The sequence below is a fragment of the Turicibacter sp. genome (assembly GCF_017941855.1).
Taxonomy (GTDB): domain Bacteria; phylum Bacillota_I; class Bacilli_A; order MOL361; family Turicibacteraceae; genus Turicibacter; species Turicibacter sanguinis.
This window is the reverse complement of sequence record NZ_JAGAVR010000065.1, coordinates 12,335-32,212: the sequence shown is the minus strand read 5'-3', so window position 1 is coordinate 32,212 and position 19,878 is coordinate 12,335. Positions and strand designations below refer to the sequence as shown.

The 19,878-nt window shown below is 35.9% G+C and carries 18 protein-coding genes and 1 riboswitch; of the genes, 1 reads left to right on the top strand and 17 read right to left on the bottom strand.

All coding sequences use genetic code 11. The features are described 5' to 3' along the window. Positions 1 to 155: 155 nt before the first annotated feature. The 13 genes from J6D32_RS08515 to J6D32_RS08455 form a co-directional block, all read right to left on the bottom strand. A complete protein-coding gene (locus J6D32_RS08515; protein ID WP_006785258.1) occupies positions 156 to 1,601 on the bottom strand; it encodes a UDP-N-acetylmuramoyl-L-alanyl-D-glutamate--2,6-diaminopimelate ligase in 1,446 nt (481 codons plus the stop codon). A 22-nt stretch (positions 1,602 to 1,623) separates the two neighbouring features. Then, positions 1,624 to 2,928 carry a tRNA (N(6)-L-threonylcarbamoyladenosine(37)-C(2))-methylthiotransferase MtaB gene (gene mtaB, locus J6D32_RS08510; protein ID WP_006785257.1) on the bottom strand — a complete coding sequence of 435 codons (1,305 nt, stop codon included), beginning with the start codon at positions 2,926 to 2,928 and terminating at the stop codon, positions 1,624 to 1,626. A gap of 40 nt (positions 2,929 to 2,968) precedes the next feature. Further along, positions 2,969 to 3,715: a 16S rRNA (uracil(1498)-N(3))-methyltransferase gene (locus J6D32_RS08505; protein WP_006785256.1), complete on the bottom strand. Its 747-nt coding sequence runs from the start codon at positions 3,713 to 3,715 to the stop codon at positions 2,969 to 2,971. A 21-nt stretch (positions 3,716 to 3,736) separates the two neighbouring features. Beyond that, positions 3,737 to 4,675, bottom strand: coding sequence for a 50S ribosomal protein L11 methyltransferase (prmA, locus tag J6D32_RS08500; protein WP_006785255.1), 939 nt, complete (start codon positions 4,673 to 4,675; stop codon positions 3,737 to 3,739). Between the two features lie 154 nt (positions 4,676 to 4,829). Next, positions 4,830 to 5,978 carry a molecular chaperone DnaJ gene (gene dnaJ / locus J6D32_RS08495; protein ID WP_006785254.1) on the bottom strand — a complete coding sequence of 383 codons (1,149 nt, stop codon included), beginning with the start codon at positions 5,976 to 5,978 and terminating at the stop codon, positions 4,830 to 4,832. Positions 5,979 to 6,059: 81 nt separating this feature from the next. Next, positions 6,060 to 7,874 carry a molecular chaperone DnaK gene (dnaK, locus tag J6D32_RS08490; protein WP_287467546.1) on the bottom strand — a complete coding sequence of 605 codons (1,815 nt, stop codon included), beginning with the start codon at positions 7,872 to 7,874 and terminating at the stop codon, positions 6,060 to 6,062. Positions 7,875 to 7,906: 32 nt separating this feature from the next. Further along, positions 7,907 to 8,470: a nucleotide exchange factor GrpE gene (gene grpE, locus J6D32_RS08485; RefSeq protein WP_237701283.1), complete on the bottom strand. Its 564-nt coding sequence runs from the start codon at positions 8,468 to 8,470 to the stop codon at positions 7,907 to 7,909. 3 nt (positions 8,471 to 8,473) lie between these two features. Continuing rightward, on the bottom strand, positions 8,474 to 9,505 hold the full coding sequence (gene hrcA / locus J6D32_RS08480) for a heat-inducible transcriptional repressor HrcA (protein ID WP_237701282.1): 1,032 nt from the start codon (positions 9,503 to 9,505) through the stop codon (positions 8,474 to 8,476). A gap of 189 nt (positions 9,506 to 9,694) precedes the next feature. Continuing rightward, entirely contained in the window at positions 9,695 to 10,009 is a 315-nt protein-coding gene (gene trxA, locus J6D32_RS08475) for a thioredoxin (RefSeq protein WP_006785250.1), read from the bottom strand. A gap of 182 nt (positions 10,010 to 10,191) precedes the next feature. Then, a complete protein-coding gene (locus J6D32_RS08470) occupies positions 10,192 to 10,932 on the bottom strand; it encodes an amino acid ABC transporter ATP-binding protein (protein WP_006785249.1) in 741 nt (246 codons plus the stop codon). Between the two features lie 9 nt (positions 10,933 to 10,941). Continuing rightward, positions 10,942 to 11,703 carry an amino acid ABC transporter permease gene (locus J6D32_RS08465; RefSeq protein WP_006785248.1) on the bottom strand — a complete coding sequence of 254 codons (762 nt, stop codon included), beginning with the start codon at positions 11,701 to 11,703 and terminating at the stop codon, positions 10,942 to 10,944. 2 nt (positions 11,704 to 11,705) lie between these two features. After that, complete coding sequence (locus tag J6D32_RS08460; protein WP_006785247.1) at positions 11,706 to 12,518, bottom strand: transporter substrate-binding domain-containing protein; 813 nt, start codon at positions 12,516 to 12,518, stop codon at positions 11,706 to 11,708. 76 nt (positions 12,519 to 12,594) lie between these two features. Then, a riboswitch (Lysine riboswitch) is annotated at positions 12,595 to 12,762 on the bottom strand. 112 nt (positions 12,763 to 12,874) lie between these two features. After that, the gene (locus J6D32_RS08455) at positions 12,875 to 15,220 is read right to left on the bottom strand and encodes an endonuclease MutS2 (protein ID WP_132942972.1); all 2,346 of its coding nucleotides are present in this window, start codon (positions 15,218 to 15,220) and stop codon (positions 12,875 to 12,877) included. A gap of 108 nt (positions 15,221 to 15,328) precedes the next feature. On the opposite strand from J6D32_RS08455, the gene rnhC reads away from it, so the two are divergent. Beyond that, a complete protein-coding gene (rnhC, locus tag J6D32_RS08450) occupies positions 15,329 to 16,255 on the top strand; it encodes a ribonuclease HIII (protein WP_287467545.1) in 927 nt (308 codons plus the stop codon). Between the two features lie 284 nt (positions 16,256 to 16,539). Here rnhC and J6D32_RS08445 read toward each other — a convergent pair whose 3' ends face one another. From J6D32_RS08445 to J6D32_RS08430, 4 genes are all read right to left on the bottom strand, one after another. Next, the gene (locus J6D32_RS08445; RefSeq protein WP_009607395.1) at positions 16,540 to 17,811 is read right to left on the bottom strand and encodes a rhomboid family intramembrane serine protease; all 1,272 of its coding nucleotides are present in this window, start codon (positions 17,809 to 17,811) and stop codon (positions 16,540 to 16,542) included. 24 nt (positions 17,812 to 17,835) lie between these two features. After that, positions 17,836 to 18,744 carry an RluA family pseudouridine synthase gene (locus tag J6D32_RS08440; protein ID WP_006785243.1) on the bottom strand — a complete coding sequence of 303 codons (909 nt, stop codon included), beginning with the start codon at positions 18,742 to 18,744 and terminating at the stop codon, positions 17,836 to 17,838. Between the two features lie 111 nt (positions 18,745 to 18,855). Further along, positions 18,856 to 19,314, bottom strand: coding sequence for a signal peptidase II (gene lspA / locus J6D32_RS08435; RefSeq protein ID WP_006785242.1), 459 nt, complete (start codon positions 19,312 to 19,314; stop codon positions 18,856 to 18,858). Positions 19,315 to 19,399: 85 nt separating this feature from the next. After that, positions 19,400 to 19,873, bottom strand: coding sequence for a deoxycytidylate deaminase (locus J6D32_RS08430; RefSeq protein ID WP_009607396.1), 474 nt, complete (start codon positions 19,871 to 19,873; stop codon positions 19,400 to 19,402). Positions 19,874 to 19,878: the final 5 nt, after the last annotated feature.

Here is a 19,878-nt window from a genome sequence, read left to right as displayed (position 1 = left end):
TTTTTAGCGAGCAAACGGTAACCTAAAGTTCCCTGCAAATACTCGTTAACAACATGCAACTTAAATTCTGAGCTATATTTAGCCATAGAAAAACACCCCTAACATTAGATTTTTAAGTCTAACATTTGGGGTGCACTACAACAAGGTGTCCTTTTTTATGCATTCTTTTCTAATCTTCTACGAAGTACTTCCTTCGCAACTTCACGATCATCTAAACGAATATTCCCACTTTTCCAATATTGGATTTGCTCATGACCTCGTCCTGCAATTAATACAATATCATTTTTCTGTGCTTTATTGATAGCAGTTTCAATTGCTTCAATCCGATCAACAATCACTTCATAATTCATTGGTTTAATTCCAGAAACCATTTCATTCAAAATATCAACCGGATCTTCTGAATGAGGATCATCTGTTGTAAAAATAACATCATCTGCATAATCAACGGATAACTTAGCGATAACTGGGCGTTTGGTACGATCTCGATCTCCTGGACATCCAATAACAACTTTGACCCCATTTTGTTTAATCCCCGTCACAAACTCTAACACTTTCTCAACCCCATCTGGCGTATGAGCATAGTCAACAATAACCGTAAAGTCTTGACCCTCATTAATAATTTCCATTCGGCCATCAACAGGCGATAATGTTTTAATTAACGCAATAATTTGTTCCATTGGCATCGAAGCCGAATAGGCAGAAGCCATAGCCCCTAGGGCATTATAAACATTAAATCTTCCTAAAAGCGGTGTTTGGACCTCATAGATCCCTTCTGGGCATGTCAATTTAAAACTTGTTCCAAATGACGTCATGTGAATATCCTCTGCTTTAAAGTCCGCATCCGACTCAATTCCATATGTATAAACAGCAGTCTGACTTTCTTTTAAGCGATTAACTAATTTTTCACCATACTCATCATCTAAATTCACAATCCCATGACCATCAGGAGTTAACATTTCAAACAATTTATATTTCGCTTCAAAATAGTCATCCATCGTTGGATGAAAATCTAAATGTTCTGGTGTCAGGTTTGTAAATAATGCAACTTTAAACTGACAGTAATCAACACGATGTAATTCTAAAGCATGTGAAGAAACTTCAATCGCAACTTGTTTTACGCCCTCTTCAACCATCTCATGAAAAATACGTTGCAAACTTAAAGGCTCAGGTGTTGTATTTTTAGGTTCAATGTAATGATTGGCATAGCGAATTCCATTTGTTCCAATGTATCCAACATGCCCTTCAAAACCAGTTAGAAGATGCTCTAAAATATAGGCTGTTGTTGTTTTTCCGTTTGTTCCAGTTAATCCAAATAAATTTAGCTTTTCTGTTGGTTTATTAAACATCAAATGCGCAAGCCTTGGAAGTTCAACTGCTGTATCTTTGACAATAATTTGAGGAATTGCAATATTTTCAAGTTCATATTCACAAACGATTGCAACAGCTCCAGCTTCTTCTGCTGACTTAGCAAAGCGATGCCCATCAACAGTATATCCCTTTATACACACAAATAAATCGCCTGGCTTTACTTGACGATTGTCTGTTGCAATACCGGTTACCTCAAAATCTTGTTCAACATTGAATAACGATTTAATATTCATGACATCACCTCTAATTATTCTGTTACTTCACGATTTCCCCTAAACAAATTGGATAATCTGCTTTTACAACCTTCACTGGCACAACTTCTCCAATTAAATCCGTTTCCCCTTTAAACTCCACTTTTACATAATTACTTGCATGCCCTACTAAATACCCTTCTTTTGTATGTGAGGCTTCTTCTGGAATAACTTGTAGAATTTTTCCTTCACAAGAACTTGCATATTCTTTAGCCAATTGTTCACTCAATGCTAATAATTTATTAACTCGCATCGACTTAACCATTTCTGGGACTTGATTTTCCATACGCGCAGCCGGCGTTCCATTACGCACTGAATACGGGAAGACGTGTAATTCAGAGAATCCGATACGTTTAATCGTCTCAACTGTTTCATTAAATAGCTCTTCTGTTTCTCCTGGGAAGCCTACAATCACATCTGTTGTAATTGCTAAATTGTCAAATAACTCACGTAACTCTTTTACCTTTGCCTCAAATTCAGCTAATGTATAGGGACGCTTCATTCCCTTTAAGATTTCATTTGATCCAGCTTGAAGTGGCATATGTAAATGGTTCACAATTTTATCTGACATTTTCATGGCAGTGATGACATCATCTGTCATTTCTGATGCCTCAATTGAAGAGATACGAATACGTTTTAATCCGTCAATTTTAATTAAGTCTTGAAGTAATTTACCAAAACTATAATCTTCTAAATCTTCACCATAAGCCGCTGTATGAATCCCTGTTAAAACGACTTCACAGTGACCATTCGCTACTAATTGCTTAACTTGATCAATAACGATTTCAGGTTTTTGAGAACGAACAGTTCCACGCGCCCAAGGAATAATGCAATACGTACAGAAATTATTACATCCATCTTGAATTTTTAATGTTGCACGCGTACGGTCTGAGAATTGAGAAACATTCAATGTTTCAAATCCATCTACCTTGAAAACATTTTGAATTTGTGAAATCGGTTGACGCTCTTCACGATATTTTTGAACTAATTGAGGAATTTGGTCACGTCCATGTGTTCCAATCACAATATCAACGCCCTCGATATCCATAATTTCTTTTGGTTTGGTTTGTGCGTAACATCCCATGACACACATAACGGCCTCAGGGTTACGACGAATGGCACGACGAATCACTTGACGACTTTTTTTATCTCCTGTATTCGTGACCGTACACGTATTAATGATATAGACATCTGCTACACCTTTAAAATCTACTTTTTCATAACCTTCATTTTTAAATAACTCCCATACTGCTTCTGTTTCATAATGATTTACTTTGCATCCTAATGTATGAAATGCTACAGTCGGCATAAAATCATTCCTTTCCCTATGACAAATCTTGTTGTGATATTTAAAATTCTAATGCAAACGAAATCGCACTCAACGCGTAAATCGGTGCTGTTTCTGTTCTTAAAATGCGAGGCCCTAATGCACACGGTTTAAATCCATGCTGGATTAATAAATCAACTTCTTTTTCTCCAACGCCTCCCTCAGGCCCAACTAATAACAATAACGTTGCACCTGGTTTTATATTTTCTAACGTTTGTTTTAATTGAGCTAATTCACCTTGTTTGGCTGTTTCTTCATAAGCAAACAAGCAAACATCGTAATGTTTAGATTGTTCTAAGAAAGCCTTAAAGGTATGAACAGAATGAACTTTTGGAACCACTTGACGATGAGACTGTTCAGCAGCTTCTTTTGCAATCTTATTCCATCGTTCAACCTTTTTCACTTCCTTTTTAGCATCTAGTTTAACAACACAACGTTCCATACTTACCGGCATAAAGTTAGTTGCTCCACACTCCGTTGCCTTTTGAATGACCCATTCAAATTTATCTCCTTTAGGTAACCCTTGGGCAATCGTGACCTCAATGGGTAATTCCGTATCACTTTCAATTGCTTCACCAATTTCTCCCGTCACTTCATCTGGTGTTACGGCTGTAATCGTGAGATAATAACATTCTTTATCTTCATTACAAACAATGATTCGCTCACCGACTTCCATTCGCATGACACGGGCGATATGATGAGCATCTTCATCAGTAATTCGAACTTGTTTCGCTTGAAACTGATGATTTTTTAAAAAATAACGTTGCATTACGTTGCCTCCAATTCGACTTTAACCTTCGTATGTTGCCACAATCGCAACCCATCCATTTTTTTCTCTCACTTCTTCAATCTTAAATTGATGGGCAACTAAAGCATCTAATACTGCTTGTTTTTCATGGTCAACAATACCAGAACAAATAAACGTTTGACCTTGTGGTAATACTTTCACCACATCATCTAACATATTAATAATAATCGGTGCTAATATATTAGCTACCATTAACGTTGGAGCTTCTGATAACGCCTCCACCCCATCAATTAAATTGTTTTTCTCAATGATAATGTTTTGACAATGATTCATTTCAATATTTTCTTTTGCACGAATCACTGCCATTGCGTCCAAGTCAACCGCATAAACCAAACGACATCCAAGTTTTGAAGCAGCGATTGCTAAAATTCCAGAACCAGTTCCTACATCAACAACGACTTGACTTGAATTGGCATACTGTTCAATCAATTCTAAACATAATTGTGTCGTTTCATGCGTTCCAGATCCAAAGGCCATTCCCGGATCTAACATAATCTCTGTCACATTAGGATCAGTTGTAGGTTCAAGCCAACAAGGTTTAATCACTAGCGTCTTCGTAATTTCAATTGGAGTATAATGTTTTTTCCAACTATTTGCCCAGTCTTCTTCATCTAACATTTTGATTTCCAGTTTATTATGGTCAAAGTTATCAAATTTTAAATTTAATAATTGCGTTCTCACAAATTCTAACTGTGTTTCAATATCTGACGTTACGGCTAAATAGCCTTTAATGATAACTCCATCACTTGGATAATCATTAGGATTTAGGCGATAAATTTCACCAAAATGATCCTCATGTGATTCTGTTACGGTATTTGAATCTTCAAGTAAGACTCCCTTCGAACCAGCCTCAATAAAAATATTACTAACTAAATCATACGCTTCATGCGTTGAATGAAAACTTAACTCTAACCAGTTCATGAAGTCACCTCATTTATCAATTTTATCTCTAAATTATAACACAATTCATCAAAAACTAAAAATTATGTTCTTTTGTTTAATATTGTAAATTTTTTATAGTGTCATTCTTTTTCCATAAAAAAATTGTAAGGATTCTTCATCCTTACAATTTTCATTATTTAAAGGCCTTTTTTAACTTATCCCAGATTGAACCTGTTTTATCTTCTAACTGATCAAATTCATGTAATAATTCACGTTGACGATGACTTACTTTTTTAGGAACGACTAATTTAACTTTGACATATAAGTCTCCCGTCATTTCGCGGTTAATGTATTTAATTCCTTTATTACGAACTCTAAATTCAGTTCCTGGTTGTGTTCCTTCTGGAATTTTTAAAGCCACTTTTCCATTTAACGTCGGTACTTCAACTTCAGCTCCTAAAGTTGCTTGACTAAATGAGATTGGAATTTCACAACGAAGGTCATAACCATCGCGAACAAAGAAATCATGTGGTAAGACTCTAAATCCAACATATAAATCTCCACTTGGTCCGCCATTACGTCCCGCTTCTCCTTGACCTGTTAAGCGGATTTGTTGACCATCATCAATTCCAGCTGGAACTTTAACTTCAATCGTTTTTTGACGGTTAACTGTTCCATGCCCTGAACAAGCATCACATTTATGTTTAATCTTTTTACCCGTTCCAGAACAGTCAGGACAAGTCGTTTGAGTTTGCATACGTCCAAGAATCGTATTTTGAACTTCCACAACGCGTCCTGTTCCACTACAACGAGAACATGTTTCAATATCGTCTTTAGAACGTGCTCCTGATCCCCCACATTTTGTACATTCTTCTTCACGATTTACTGTAATCTCTTTTGTCACGCCAAATGCAGCTTCTTCAAACGTAATCGTTATTGTTTGCTTTAAATCATTACCACGTTGTGGGGCATTTGGATTTCGACGATTTGAGCCACCACCGAATCCGCCAAATCCGCCTCCGAACATACTTTCAAATATATCTTCGAATCCGCCTCCGAATCCGCCTTGTGCTCCACCAAATCCTCCGAATCCGCCAAATCCACCTTGGCCACCGAATCCATCTGTTGCTGCATGTCCATATTGATCATAGGCTGCGCGCTTTTGCTCATCGCTAAGCACCTCATATGCTTCTTGTACCTCTTTGAACTTTTCTTCTGCATTTGCTTCCGTTGCAACATCAGGATGATACTGTTTAGCTAACTTACGGTAAGCGCGCTTAATTTCTTGATCAGTTGCTGTTTTTGAAACACCTAGCACCTCATAATAATCACGTTTTGCCATGCTGTACCCTCCTTTTATTCTTTCATAATATACCATAAAAAAAGTCAAAGTCATAGTAGACTTTGACTTTTAAATTTTTTATTAAACTTCTTTATATTCAGCGTCTACAACTGAATCATCACTTGAATTTGCTCCTGCATCACCTTGTGCCGCTTGAGCTGCCTCAGCTGCTTGAGAATAAACTTTAACCGCTAATTCTTGAGCTAATTTTTCAAGTTCATCTTTTTTCACTTTAACTTCATCGAAATTGTTATCGCTTAATGCTTTTTCTAATGCTTCAACTGCATTTTTAATGTTTGTTTTTTCTTCTTCAGTTGCTTGTTCTCCAAGTTCTGAAACTGATTTATTTGCCGCAAAGATTAATTGCTCTGCTTCATTACGTAAATCTGCTTGTTCTTTACGTTTTGCATCTGCATCTGCATTTTCTTCTGCTTCACGGACCATGCGTTCAATTTCTTCATCTGTTAATCCTGAACCAGAAGTGATGGTGATACGTTGTTCTTTTTGTGTACCTAAATCTTTTGCTTTAACATTTACAATCCCATTAGCATCGATATCAAATGTTACTTCGATTTGAGGGATACCACGTGGTGCAGCTGGAATATCTCCTAATTGGAAGCGTCCTAATGTTTTGTTATCTGATGCCATTGGACGTTCACCTTGTAAAACGTGAATATCTACGGCTGGTTGGTTATCTGCAGCTGTTGAGAACACTTGAGATTTAGATGTTGGAATTGTTGTATTACGAGGGATTAAAACCGTCATCACTTGTCCCATTGTCTCGATACCTAAAGATAATGGTGTAACGTCTAATAATAAGATATCTTTAACATCTCCTTGTAACACCCCACCTTGGATAGCAGCTCCCATTGCAACTACTTCGTCTGGGTTAACTCCTTTATTAGGTTCTTTTCCTAATTCATTTTTGATTGCTGTTTGCACGGCAGGAATACGAGTTGATCCACCAACTAATAAAACTTGATCTAAATCATTTGCAGTCATCTTAGCATCTTTTAATGCTTGACGAACTGGTCCCATTGTACGTTCAACAAGAGTTGAAGTCATCGCATCAAATTGAGCACGTGATAAAGTTTTTTCTAAATGTAAAGGTCCTGTTGCATTCATTGAGATGAATGGTAATGAAATTTGGACAGATGTCACTCCTGATAAGTCTTTTTTAGCTTTTTCAGCCGCATCTTTTAAACGTTGCATTGCCATTTTATCTGCTGATAAATCAACACCTGTTTCTGATTTAAATTCTTTTACTAACCAGTCAATAATCACTTGGTCGAAATCATCTCCACCTAAACGATTATCTCCCGCTGTTGATAATACTTCAAATGTTCCATCTGCTAACTCAAGAATTGAAACGTCAAAAGTTCCTCCTCCTAAGTCATATACTAAAATTGTTTGTTCTTTATCTGTTTTATCTAATCCATAAGCTAAAGCTGCTGCTGTTGGTTCATTGATGATACGTTTAACATCAAGACCTGCAATACGTCCTGCATCTTTAGTCGCTTGACGTTCAGCATCAATGAAGTAAGCTGGAACTGTAATAACTGCTTCAGTTACTGGTTCACCTAAGTATGCTTCAGCCGTTGCTTTTAAATTTTGTAAAATAATTGCTGAAATTTCTTGTGGTGTATAAGATTTTCCTTCAATTGTTTCTTTATGGTTTGTTCCCATATGACGTTTAATAGACATGATTGTATTTGGATTTGTAATTGCTTGACGTTTTGCAACATCACCTACTTGACGTTCTTCACCTTTGAATGATACAACTGATGGCGTTGTACGAGCTCCTTCTGGATTAGCGATAACTTTCGCTTCTCCACCTTCCATAACTGCAACACATGAGTTAGTTGTTCCTAAGTCAATACCAATAATTTTACCCATTGAGATTCATCCTCCTATATAACAATTTAGAATTATTCGCTTACTTTTACCATTGAAGGTCGAATAACACGATCTTTTAATTTATAACCTTTTTGAAGTTCTTGTAAAACCATTCCTGATTCTACCCCTTCAACTGCTTCTTGCATCACAGCTTGATGCACAGTTGGATCGAAGGCCACGCCTTCTGCTTTAATGACTTCAACCCCTTCTTGCTTTAATGCCTCAAGTAATTGGGTATGAATCATTTTAAATCCTGTTAAGAATGTTTTTGTATTTTCATCTTCAACCGTACTAGATAAAGCACGCTCAAAGTTATCAATCGCTGGAATAATATTCGTAATCACAGCCTGTGAGCGATATTTCGCTTCACGAACGCGTTCTTCATTCATACGACGTTTAAAGTTTTCAAGTTCAGCTGCATTACGTAACAATTGATCTTTCAGATCTTGAATTTGTTGTTTTAATTCCACTGTTTCATCGATAACTTCTGATTCCGTCTCACACTGGCAATCACCATTTGCTTCTTGGCAACCTGCTTCTTCATTTAATTCTTCTAATTCTTCAACTGGTTGGGTTTCCTTATTCAACCGCCCCACCTCCTATTTATATAAATCAGACATAATTCGTGCGACATGCTCAAGAAGTGGAATGATTTTTCGATACTCCATTCTCGTCGGTCCTAAAACCGCAATCTTCCCAAATTCATGGTCACTAATTTGGTACGGAACCGTGATTAGTGTACAGTTTTCCATCGCTTTTATTTCGTTTTCTTGTCCAATTTTAACCGTCAATTCATGAGTCTCATCATCTGACTCAATAACTTTTACAATCTCATCTGCTTCAATCATACTAAACAAATGATAAGCTTTATCTAAATCATTGAATTCTGGTTGTTTCAAAATATTAGATTTTCCACTTAGAATATAATTGTTTTGAGAGAGCGACTGAGAAAGTAATTGAAGCATTGTATACATAATTTCCTCTTTGTATGTAATGAAATCATGTAATTGATTTTCAAAGCTTTCAGTTAACTTATCATGGATTTCACCCACAAATTCACCGACAAGTAATTCATCGAGCGCTTTAATAATGGTCTCCATTTTTTTAATATCAATATTGTCAGGAATCGTAATTGTCCGACTCTCAACATGCCCTTGGTCTGTAATAAGAACAAAGACAGCTTGTGCATCTGAAATCGGAACAAACTGAATTTTTTTGACTCGACTGTAATCACGAGAGGGACCTAATAAAATTGACGTATAATTCGTTAAACTTGAGAGCAATTTAACCGCTTCTTTAATGGTTGTTTCACGTTCAAATTGTTTTTGATTTAACAATTGTTTAAATATTCCTACTTCTGGTGTTGTCTCCATAGGTTCTTCTTTTACAAGGTAGTCTACGTAATAACGATATCCCTTTTGACTCGGGATCCGACCACTTGACGTATGTGTTTTTTCAAGAAAGCCCAAATCTTCTAAATCTGCCATTTCATTTCGAATCGTAGCAGCTGAAAAATTCAGTTCTTCTTTTTTAGATAAGACGCGCGAACCTACTGGCTGTGCCGTGTGTATGAACTCTTCTACAATTGCCTTTAAAACAAGTATTTGTCGTTCCGTTAGCAATGTAAACACCTCTTTTAGCACTCGTTATCATCAAGTGCTAATACCATTATATATAACCTTATTAGCACTGTCAACTCATTAGTGCTAATTTTTTATTTTTTTCAGAAGTCTAACTTCAGCAACCGTCTACCTTGATTAATATTCTCATTTCATGCTATTTCATACAAAAAAAGACACTCCTAGGAGCGTCTTTTTGAATTATTTATGCGATTCAATTAATGATAATAACGACGCTTTTGGTTGGAATCCAACTGTTTGCTGAACTGCTTGACCGTCTTTAAATAAAATTAATGTTGGAATTGACATCACTTTAAATTGTGACGCAACACCTGGACAATGATCCACGTTTACTTTAACAATTTTAGCAACACCTTGTAATTCAGTCGCTAACTCTTCTAGAACAGGCGCAATCATCTTACATGGTCCGCACCAATCTGCATAAAAATCAACTAAAACTAATCCAGTTGCAATTTCTTGAGCAAAATTTTCTTCTGTTGCATGAATAACTGCCATGTTTATTTCCTCCTCTAATACTTCTTGATAGTCTATCATAAGTATATCATATTACCATGAAATTACAAATAGATTGCACTTTCACCCAAATATTATTTCACATTTTTAGACACCTATCCCCATAACTTTCTAACAATCCCTTTATTTTAAACAGTAAATGGAGCGCCAACACGATCCTTTAACTAATTTAAATATCGGCGTAAAAATTCTTTCGTTCGTGCCTGTTTAGGATTTACAAAGATTTCATCTGGTGTTCCTTCCTCAGCAATCACCCCTCGATCCATAAAAACAACTCGATGACTTACCTCTTTAGCAAATCCCATTTCATGTGTCACCACAATCATCGTTAATCCATCCTCCGCTAATTGTTTCATGACTTTTAAAACGTCACCCACCATTTCAGGATCAAGGGCACTTGTCGGTTCATCAAATAACAATACTTCTGGTTCCATACATAAAGCACGCGCAATGGCTACACGTTGTTTTTGCCCCCCTGATAATTGTGAACTACTTGCATGAGCAAATGATTTCATTCCGACCTTCTCTAAATAAAACATCGCTTTTTCGATCGCCTCTTCTTTTCTTCGTTTCAATACTTTTGTTTGTCCAATGACACAATTATCAAGAACTGTTTTATTTTGAAACAAATTAAAACTTTGAAACACCATCCCGACTTTAGTTCGGTATTGATTAACATTAAGTTCTCCCTTTAAAATATCCTGGCCTCGATATAAGATTTCACCACTATCTGGAATTTCTAATAAATTAAGGCATCGAAGTAGAGTTGATTTCCCACTTCCACTTGATCCAATAATCGTAATAACTTCTCCTTTATCCACATGAAACTCTATGTTTTTTAAAACCTCTAGTTCTCCAAATCGTTTTTCTAAATGATGGATGTTGATCATCGTATTTTCTGCCATACTCTCCTCCTAAAGATTTGCCATTGGAACCGTTTGCGATGATGGAAATGAAGTTTTTTTCACGTTCATTTTCTTTTCAATCCAACCTAAAATTTGTGCTGTAATTGTCGTTAACACTAAATAAATGAGGCACGTAATAAAAAACGTCTCAGAATATAGCATCACACTTCCTGCTACTGATTTAGATTGGAAGAAAACTTCAATCACCCCAATGACATTTAACATTGAACTATCTTTAATATTCACAATAAATTCATTTCCAATAGAAGGAAAGGCGTTTTTAATCGCCTGAGGTAAGATAATGTACATCATCGATTGAAAAGCGGTCATTCCAATACTTCTAGCGGCTTCAAGTTGCCCTTTATCCACTGACTGAATACCTGAACGGATAATTTCTGCCATATAAGCCCCAGTATTAACCGAAATAATCACAATCCCTGCAGTTAATGAACTCCACCCTAGAATAGGACGTAAAGCATGATATAAAAACATCGCTTGCACCATCATTGGAGTCCCTCTAAAAAACCAAACGTAAAGACCTATCAAACAGTGCATCATTTTTTTTAACACTTTTACACTTTTTAAGTCTCTTGGTTCAATTGTAATCGCACGCAATCCCCCTAGAACTAACCCAATAACTAAGCCTAACATCGTTCCTAAAAAAGCTAAAATGAGTGTCATTTTAATTCCATACATGAACAAATCAAAATTTTTAACAAATAAAGAAAATGATTTATTTAAAAAGCCATTTTGAGTGGTTAAGAACATCATAATTATTCACCTGTTGGCGCACTTTCGCGAGATTCTGTCATCCATTCATTTCGAGTCGAATCTGAAATATTATCTAAAGCAGATTGAACTTGATTAAAGAACTCTGTACCACGACTGCCTTCTTTTAATCCAATTGAAACAGATGTATCAATATCAAATCCTTTACCTTCTGCAAAGTGAACAATAGTCAAATCTGGATTAGCTTGAATGACCCCTTCGGCAACGGGTAATTCAGCCGTAATAGCATCTGCTTCATTTGATTGTAAAGAGACCACTAACTCAGGATAAGAAGATTTAGGTGTTAAGTGATTCACCCCTTCAATTTGGTCAATTACCGTATCATAATTAGTATTCATCTGTCCAATCACATTTTTACCACTAAAATCTTGAATAGATGTTGCATGAACTAAATCATCGTCTGCACGAACAATCAGTACCATTTCTGATTCAAAATAAGGTGTCGTAAAATCAATTCCTTGTTCACGTTCCTCATTAGCGGTCATCCCAGCAATAATCGCATCAATTTCTCCCGATTCTAGTGATAATTGCAAACCATCCCACTCTAATTTTTTAATCACTAACTCTTTTTCCATGCTCTTTGCAATTTCATTTGCAATTCTCACATCGTATCCATCACAAAATCCTGCTCCACCAATTGATACACTTGTCTGTGTTGGTGCTGACGTTTGCCAGTTAAACGGAGCATAATTACATTCCATTCCAACCGTAAACGTATCTTTTGAATTACTTGTAGCATTCCCGCTACATCCTGCAAGCAAAATACATCCTGCTAACGTTACAACTAATTTTCTCATATTAAAATCTCCCCTTTGATTAAAATTGATTGTAACAAAAAAAGTCGTGCTATTAACACGACTGAAAAAAAGTCCTCTGTTTAATAGCTCCTCTTCAAAACTGAAGGAGTGTTACAGGTATTTCCTGCAACCCCAAGTGACGTATTTGCCAATACGAAACTTTCGGCGATGATTACCTTTCCAACATTTCCTCACTTGCCAGCTCCCTGTTGTACTCTGATGCAACGCTACCTCTATACGATTTTTTTTGTCCTCTTATAAAATAACATGATTTCCATATAATGTAAACTTTATTTTGAAAAATATATTTTCACAAAAAAATCTATCCCGATTGACTCGAGATAGACAGGACTCCCTTATTTTAATTCAACAACCGTTGCTCCAGTTCCACCTTCACCGGCTCCCCCAAATCTAAAGCTTGCAACGTGTTTATTTTGTTTTAAATATTTATGAACCCCTTGGCGAAGAGCTCCCGTTCCATGACCATGAATAATCGTAATCGTTTGATATCCAGCCAATAAGACATCATCAAAGTATTTATCAAGCATTAACATAGCATCTTCATAGCGTTCTCCTCGTAAATCCAATTGAATTCCGACATGGCTATTACGTTTATGAACCATTTGCCCTTTTTTTGTTTCCTTTTTCTGAACCGATTTACGTAAATATTGAAGATCTTCAGGTTTAATGTTCACTTTCATCATACCCAGTTGAACCATCCATTCTCCATTTTTGGTTTGCTCAATCAGTTCACCTTGACGATTTAAAGATAAAACCATCACTTCATCACCTGGTTTTAACGGCTGTTTATTTTGAGCCTTTTTCTTAAATTGCTCTGCTTGTTTCGCCTCTGCTTTCTTTAATGACGTCAATTTTTCTGTTAACTCATGATCTTTCATTGATAAATCAGCCATTTTTTTCGCTCGACGTAAATCCATCACAATTTGTTCTGCTTCTTCTTTTGCTTGGCGAACACTTTCAAATGCTTCTTTTTTGATATCCTCTAAGACTTTTTCACGTTCTGCCTCAAATTTTGCCAGTTTTTGCTCATATTCTTTTTTCATTTCTTCAACTAATGTATTTTGTTGCTGAAGATGTTGAATCTCCTGATCTAATTGTAATCCACGATCCTCAAGTTTTGTAATTAAATCCGTCATTTCTGTTCGTTCACTTTCAACATATGAACGAGCTTGATTTAAAATGGCCTCTTTTAATCCTAAACGTTTTGAAATCTCAAAGGCATTTGAACGTCCAGGTACTCCAACAAGTAAACGATACGTTGGGGAAAGCGTCTCAACATTAAATTCAACCGATGCATTAATCACATCATCTTGCTCATAAGCATAGGCCTTAAGCTCAGGGTAATGCGACGTCGCAATCGTACGCGCTCCTCGAACCTTAACATAATTTAAAATCGAAATAGCAAGTGATGCGCCTTCTTTCGGATCGGTTCCTGCCCCTAGCTCATCAAATAAAATCAAGCTATTCACTGTTAAACGTTCCATAATTTTAACGATATTTGTCATATGAGATGAGAACGTTGATAAACTTTGTTCAATACTTTGTTCGTCTCCAATATCAGCAAAAACATGATCGAAAATAGCCAATTGTGATGACTCGTGTGCCGGAATTAAAAGACCTGCTTGTGCCATCAACGTTAGTAATCCCACCGTTTTTAACGTAACAGTTTTCCCCCCTGTGTTTGGACCTGTGATTACAATCGTCGTATACTCATCTCCAAGTTCGATGTCATTAGCCACAACAGACTTTTGATCAATTAAGGGATGTCTAGCAGCCACTAAACGGATAATCCCTTTAGTATTTATTTTAGGACGCGTTCCATTAATTAAACGGGCATACTTTCCTTTTGCAAACATGAAGTCAATTTCTCCAAGAAGCTCAACATTTAATGACAGTAAGTCGACAAACTTCTTCACTTCTTCGGTTAATTCACGTAAAATACGTTCAATCTCACGGCGTTCTTCTACATGCCACTCTTGCAACTTATTATTTAAATCCACCACTTCTTTTGGTTCCATAAAATACGTATTTCCTGATGAGGATTGATCATGAATCGTTCCACCAAACGTATTTTTATAATCTGCACGAACTGGAACAACATAACGTTCATTACGAATCGTTACGATTCCATCTGTCAATTTGCTACGACGCTCTGATACGACTTGATTTAGACGTTCTTTAATACGAGATTCGGTGCTTTGAATAGCACGACGAATACTACGTAATTCACCTGATGCACTGTCCATCACATATCCTGTCTCATCGATACACGCATTAATAGCATTTTGTAAACTCGATAAAGCGACTAACGTATTCGTATGATGTGCAAAAATCGGGGCATCGACTTTAATCTCATTTAAACGTTCTGCAAAAGATTTCATCTGTGACACCGCATAAAGTAAGCGGCTCACCGCTAATAACTCTTGTGAAGATAGAATCGCTGAAATCTTCGCACGCGCAATCGCCTCTGAAATATCAGATACCCCACCTAGTGGAGCCTCTCCTAACGCGTAAATAATTCTTAAGGCTTCATCTGATTGATTTAATCCATACTCCACATCTTTTTCAATCGTCGTTGGCTTTAATAAAGCCACGCGTTTTTGTCCAAGCGAACAAGCACACAACGACTCAATCGTTTGTTTAATCTTATTAAATTCTAATATCTGAATAGCTTGTTTCACTAATCTCACTCCACTTTAGCAAAAAAAATTTGCAAAAATTTTTAACGATGTTATTTTAACACAAATTCTGTTAAAATCATAGTATACATTTAAATGGACGGTGACCCTATGGCTTCAACAATTACCTTAACAGTATCGCAACAAATACTAGAAAAAATGTACCAATATTACGAAAAACAAATTATTAAAATTCCAAATCATACTCTTTTTCAAGCAAAGACCACTTCTTGTACCATTACGGCTTATCTAAGCAAAAAAGTGGTATTTCAAGGGGTGAATCCTGAGATTGAAGCAAACAAGTGGCAAAAGGCTTCACCTACTTCAACGACTCCTAAAAAATCAACTTTAAATGAAAAGTCAACCCTCCCAAGCAACATTGCTATGCTTTCAGCAATCGGATGTGATGAGGTTGGAACAGGAGATTACTTCGGACCGATTGTGGTTTGTTGTGCGTCTGTTGAAAAAGATCAAATAGCTTTTCTTCAAGAAATGGGAATTAAAGATTCAAAAGCATTAAAAGATCTTGAGATTTGTCAACTGGCTCATCAAATTGAAACGATGATTCCCCATCAATGCCTCGTTCTACCTAATGAAAAATATAACCTCATGGTTGAAAAAGGAATGAATGCAAACTCAATTAAAGCCTATCTCCATAATCAAGCTTTATTGAAATTAACCACGTCACTCCCTTCCCTTCCTGATTTCATCATAATGGATGAGTTCGTTAATGAAGCAAAGTACTATGACTATTTGAAGAAATTACCTAAACAACCAACCATCATCAGCGAAAACCTTCACTTTATTCAAAAAGGCGAATCGGTTCACGTAGCGGTAGCAGCTGCCTCAATTTTAGCTCGCGCCTCATTTGTTAAATACATGCAAATTATGAGTAAAAAATATCAATTTGAACTACCAAAAGGTGCAGGTGCTCCGGTCGACATCGCAGGACGAAAATTTGTTAAACTTCATGGAAAAGAAACACTTCAGTCTTTAACAAAATGGCACTTTGCGAATACAAATAAAATTTTAAAATAGAACCTCAAATAAAAGAGTTGAGATGAAAATAATCTGATCTTTTATAAAAAGGCGAATTAAATGACAGTTAAAAGATGAATTCTGCATCCTACAGAGTTCATCTTTTTTATTCGACGACTTTCCTTCTCTATTGGGATTGAAATTCTCAATTTCTACGTTGGGGTTAAAAGATGCTAAAGAATACAAAATGGATTGCCACTTAAATCTTATAAAATAAAAGAACCTATAAGCACACACTGTTTCAAGTGTAAGCTAATAGGTTCTAATTGAAACTTTCATACTTTTTATTTGACTATTTCTTCTAACTTAATATCTAATTTATCAATAAAATGGGCTGCTTTTTCAGGTTCATTATTTTGTAAATAATAATAGATTAACGCCATATTATAGTCAGAATAATCCGTTTGCTGTGTTAAAAGTGTTCCACGTGTAAAAAGTCCCATCACTAATAACACATAGGTGGCAGTTGCTAACGCTGTTCGTGATAAATACTGTTTAGTTTTTGGAAGTCCTAAAATTGAAGCAATTAAGAACCCTCCTAAAAACCCTCCTAAATGACCATAAAAGTCAATCGTTGGATCTATGATTGCCCAAACAATTGAAAATAGCATAATGGGAAAAATCATTCCCTTTACTAAATGCATAAACATTTTTCTATTTTCAATTCCTAAAAACAGCATGGCACCGAGTAACCCATAAGCAACGGTAGAAGCTCCTAAAGAAACATTTTCAATAAAAGCAAAACTAAATAAATTTCCTAAAAAGGCAGACCCAATGATGATAATAGTGAGTCGCCACCACCCAAATAGGTGCTCAATTATTTTACCAAATTGATAAATAAAAATAGCATTAAATAATAAATGGAATAATTGTAAATGAATAAGACTTGGTGTTAATAAGCGCCAATATTCTCCCGCTATAATTAATGGATTATATTTCGCTCCAAATTCGATAGCGGTTCCAATATTTTTAACCGGTTGAATTTGAATCATTAAAAATAGGATGACTAGAAGCGCTAAAAATCCAATAATCACAAATGATTTAGATTGAAACTCAAGCATTTTTCTTACATTTAAAGCTTTAGCTTTCGATGTTTGTTGCATTTCAATAATCAACTCACTCATTGAACGCTCCAAAGACGCTCGTTCAATACTTGAGTAAAATTGTTTAATGTCCTCATTTTGAGTAAAATCGTCTGCTCGCTGAATATCAATAATTTTAACATAGTCTTTTACATTACTAAAATATTGACAACTTGCCGTATCTATATTTAAAATCACCACGTTCAGACGCCATAACAAATAACGACGTCTGACACGCGAACGAACTCGATCAATTTGTTTCATGAGTTGTGAGGCTTGCATTTCATTAAACAAACTTCGTTGATTAATATATATGAGCTGCACCGTTGGATGTGATAAATTCTCTAACCAAATTTCTTTTTCATTTCCAACATAAATGTAATTTTCTTCTACTAATAAATAATTCACGATATTCATGGTTAGTTCACTTTGAATATCTAAGCGAATCTCCTTCATCACACCTTGCTTTTCCATTTTCTTATCACCTTATATTTAAGCTTATTTTTGAAGATTTGCTAATGCCTCTTCAAAATATGTTGGAATCGGTGCCGAGAATTCCATATACTCTTCGGTCTTAGGATGGACAAACCCTAAAACTTTAGCATGTAAAAATTGTCCATGTTCTGCACCAATTGTTTTACGTGGACCATATTGAGGATCTCCTGCTAATGGATACCCAATATATCTCATATGAACACGAATTTGATGAGTGCGACCTGTTTCTAAACGACACTCAATTAACGTAAACTCTTTAAAACGTTGTAACACTTTAAAATGCGTAACCGCATGCTTCCCTGACTCTACTACCGCCATCTTCTTACGGTCTTTAGGATCACGGCCAATCGGCGCATCAATCGTTCCATTATCATGAGGAATCACCCCATGTACAAGGGCAACATAACGTCTAGTGACTGTTTTTTCAACTAATTGATTCACAAGAGATTCATGTGCCACATCGTTTTTAGCAACCATTAATAAACCAGATGTATCTTTATCAATACGATGCACAATGCCTGGACGTAAAACACCATTAATACCTGATAAATCCGTCACTTGGGCCATCAATCCATTGACAAGCGTCCCACTCATACTTCCTGGTGCGGGATGTACGACCATATTTTCAGGTTTATTAACAACAATCACGTAATCATCTTGATAAACAATATCTAAATCCATCTCTTCTGGAATCACGTCTAAAACTTCAGGTTCTGGGATATTGATTTCAATTTGATCATTTAATCGACATTTATAGTTAGCTTTCGCCACTTGTCCATTAATTAAAACACGTCCCTCTTTAATGAGTTGTTGTAAATAAGAACGTGAATAATCCTCAAATGATTCATTTAAAACTTTATCTAAACGAACACCTACTAATTCTTCTGTTACTATCATATTTTCTTGTTCCATAAACGCCATCCTTTCAACAAGCAAAAAAGCCATTTAAGGATTTACTACTTTCTTGGTTGTCTTTAATTTAATCGTCTTTATTTTACTAAGTTGTAGTGTTTGATGTTATGATTATTGACGCTTCATATCTAAAATGGCATCAATCGCCATTAAGACAACTCCAATACATAAGGCACTATCTGCAATATTAAAAATTGGGAAATCATAACCCAAAATATACGTGTCAATAAAGTCAACAACGTGTTGATACAACACACGATCGATAAAGTTTCCAACCGCTCCCCCTAAAATAAGGGCTAAGGCAATCATTAACCATTTATCTTTTTTAATATCTAAGCGAGTCATCCACACAATAACAACGGCGATGACTGCTAATGTGATGAGGTAAAAAAACATCATTTTTCCTTGAAAAATTCCCCAAGCTGCACCTGCATTACGATGTGATGTAATGTATAAAAAGTTATCAATAATCGGAATGGATTGACCAATCGTCATTTGTGAGGCAACTAAATATTTTGTCACTTGATCGAGCACAATAGTTAAAGCGACAATGGCGATAATTAACCACATTTATTCCACTACTCCTTTAGTATTCGTTTTATTTTGACATTTTAACATTATAACAAACAATTCAATTTTTGTATATAAAATTTCCCTATTTAGCCGTGTTCACATTCAATGAAATCTCAGCCATTTGACGGTATTTAACTCCCGCTGCATCAAGCATTCGTTTTGAGGCAAGGGTGCTGTCTGTATGAGCATACTTATCACTCATGTAAACAATTTCATTAATTCCAGATTGAATGATATATTTGGCACATTCATGACATGGAAACAGTGAAACATATAAACGACAATGTTTAAGGCTAGTCGTACTGTTTAAAATAGCATTTTGTTCCGCATGAACAACGTATGGATATTTCGTATTTATAAACTCTCCTTCACGCTCCCATGGAAATTCTTCATCTTTACATCCATGTGGAAACCCATTATAGCCTATTCCGACAATTCGATGTTCTTCATTTACAATGCAAGCTCCAACTTGAGTCTGAGGATCTTTACTACGCATGGAAGATAGTAATGCAATCCCCATGAAATACTCATCCCAACTTAAATAATTTTCACGCATAAAAA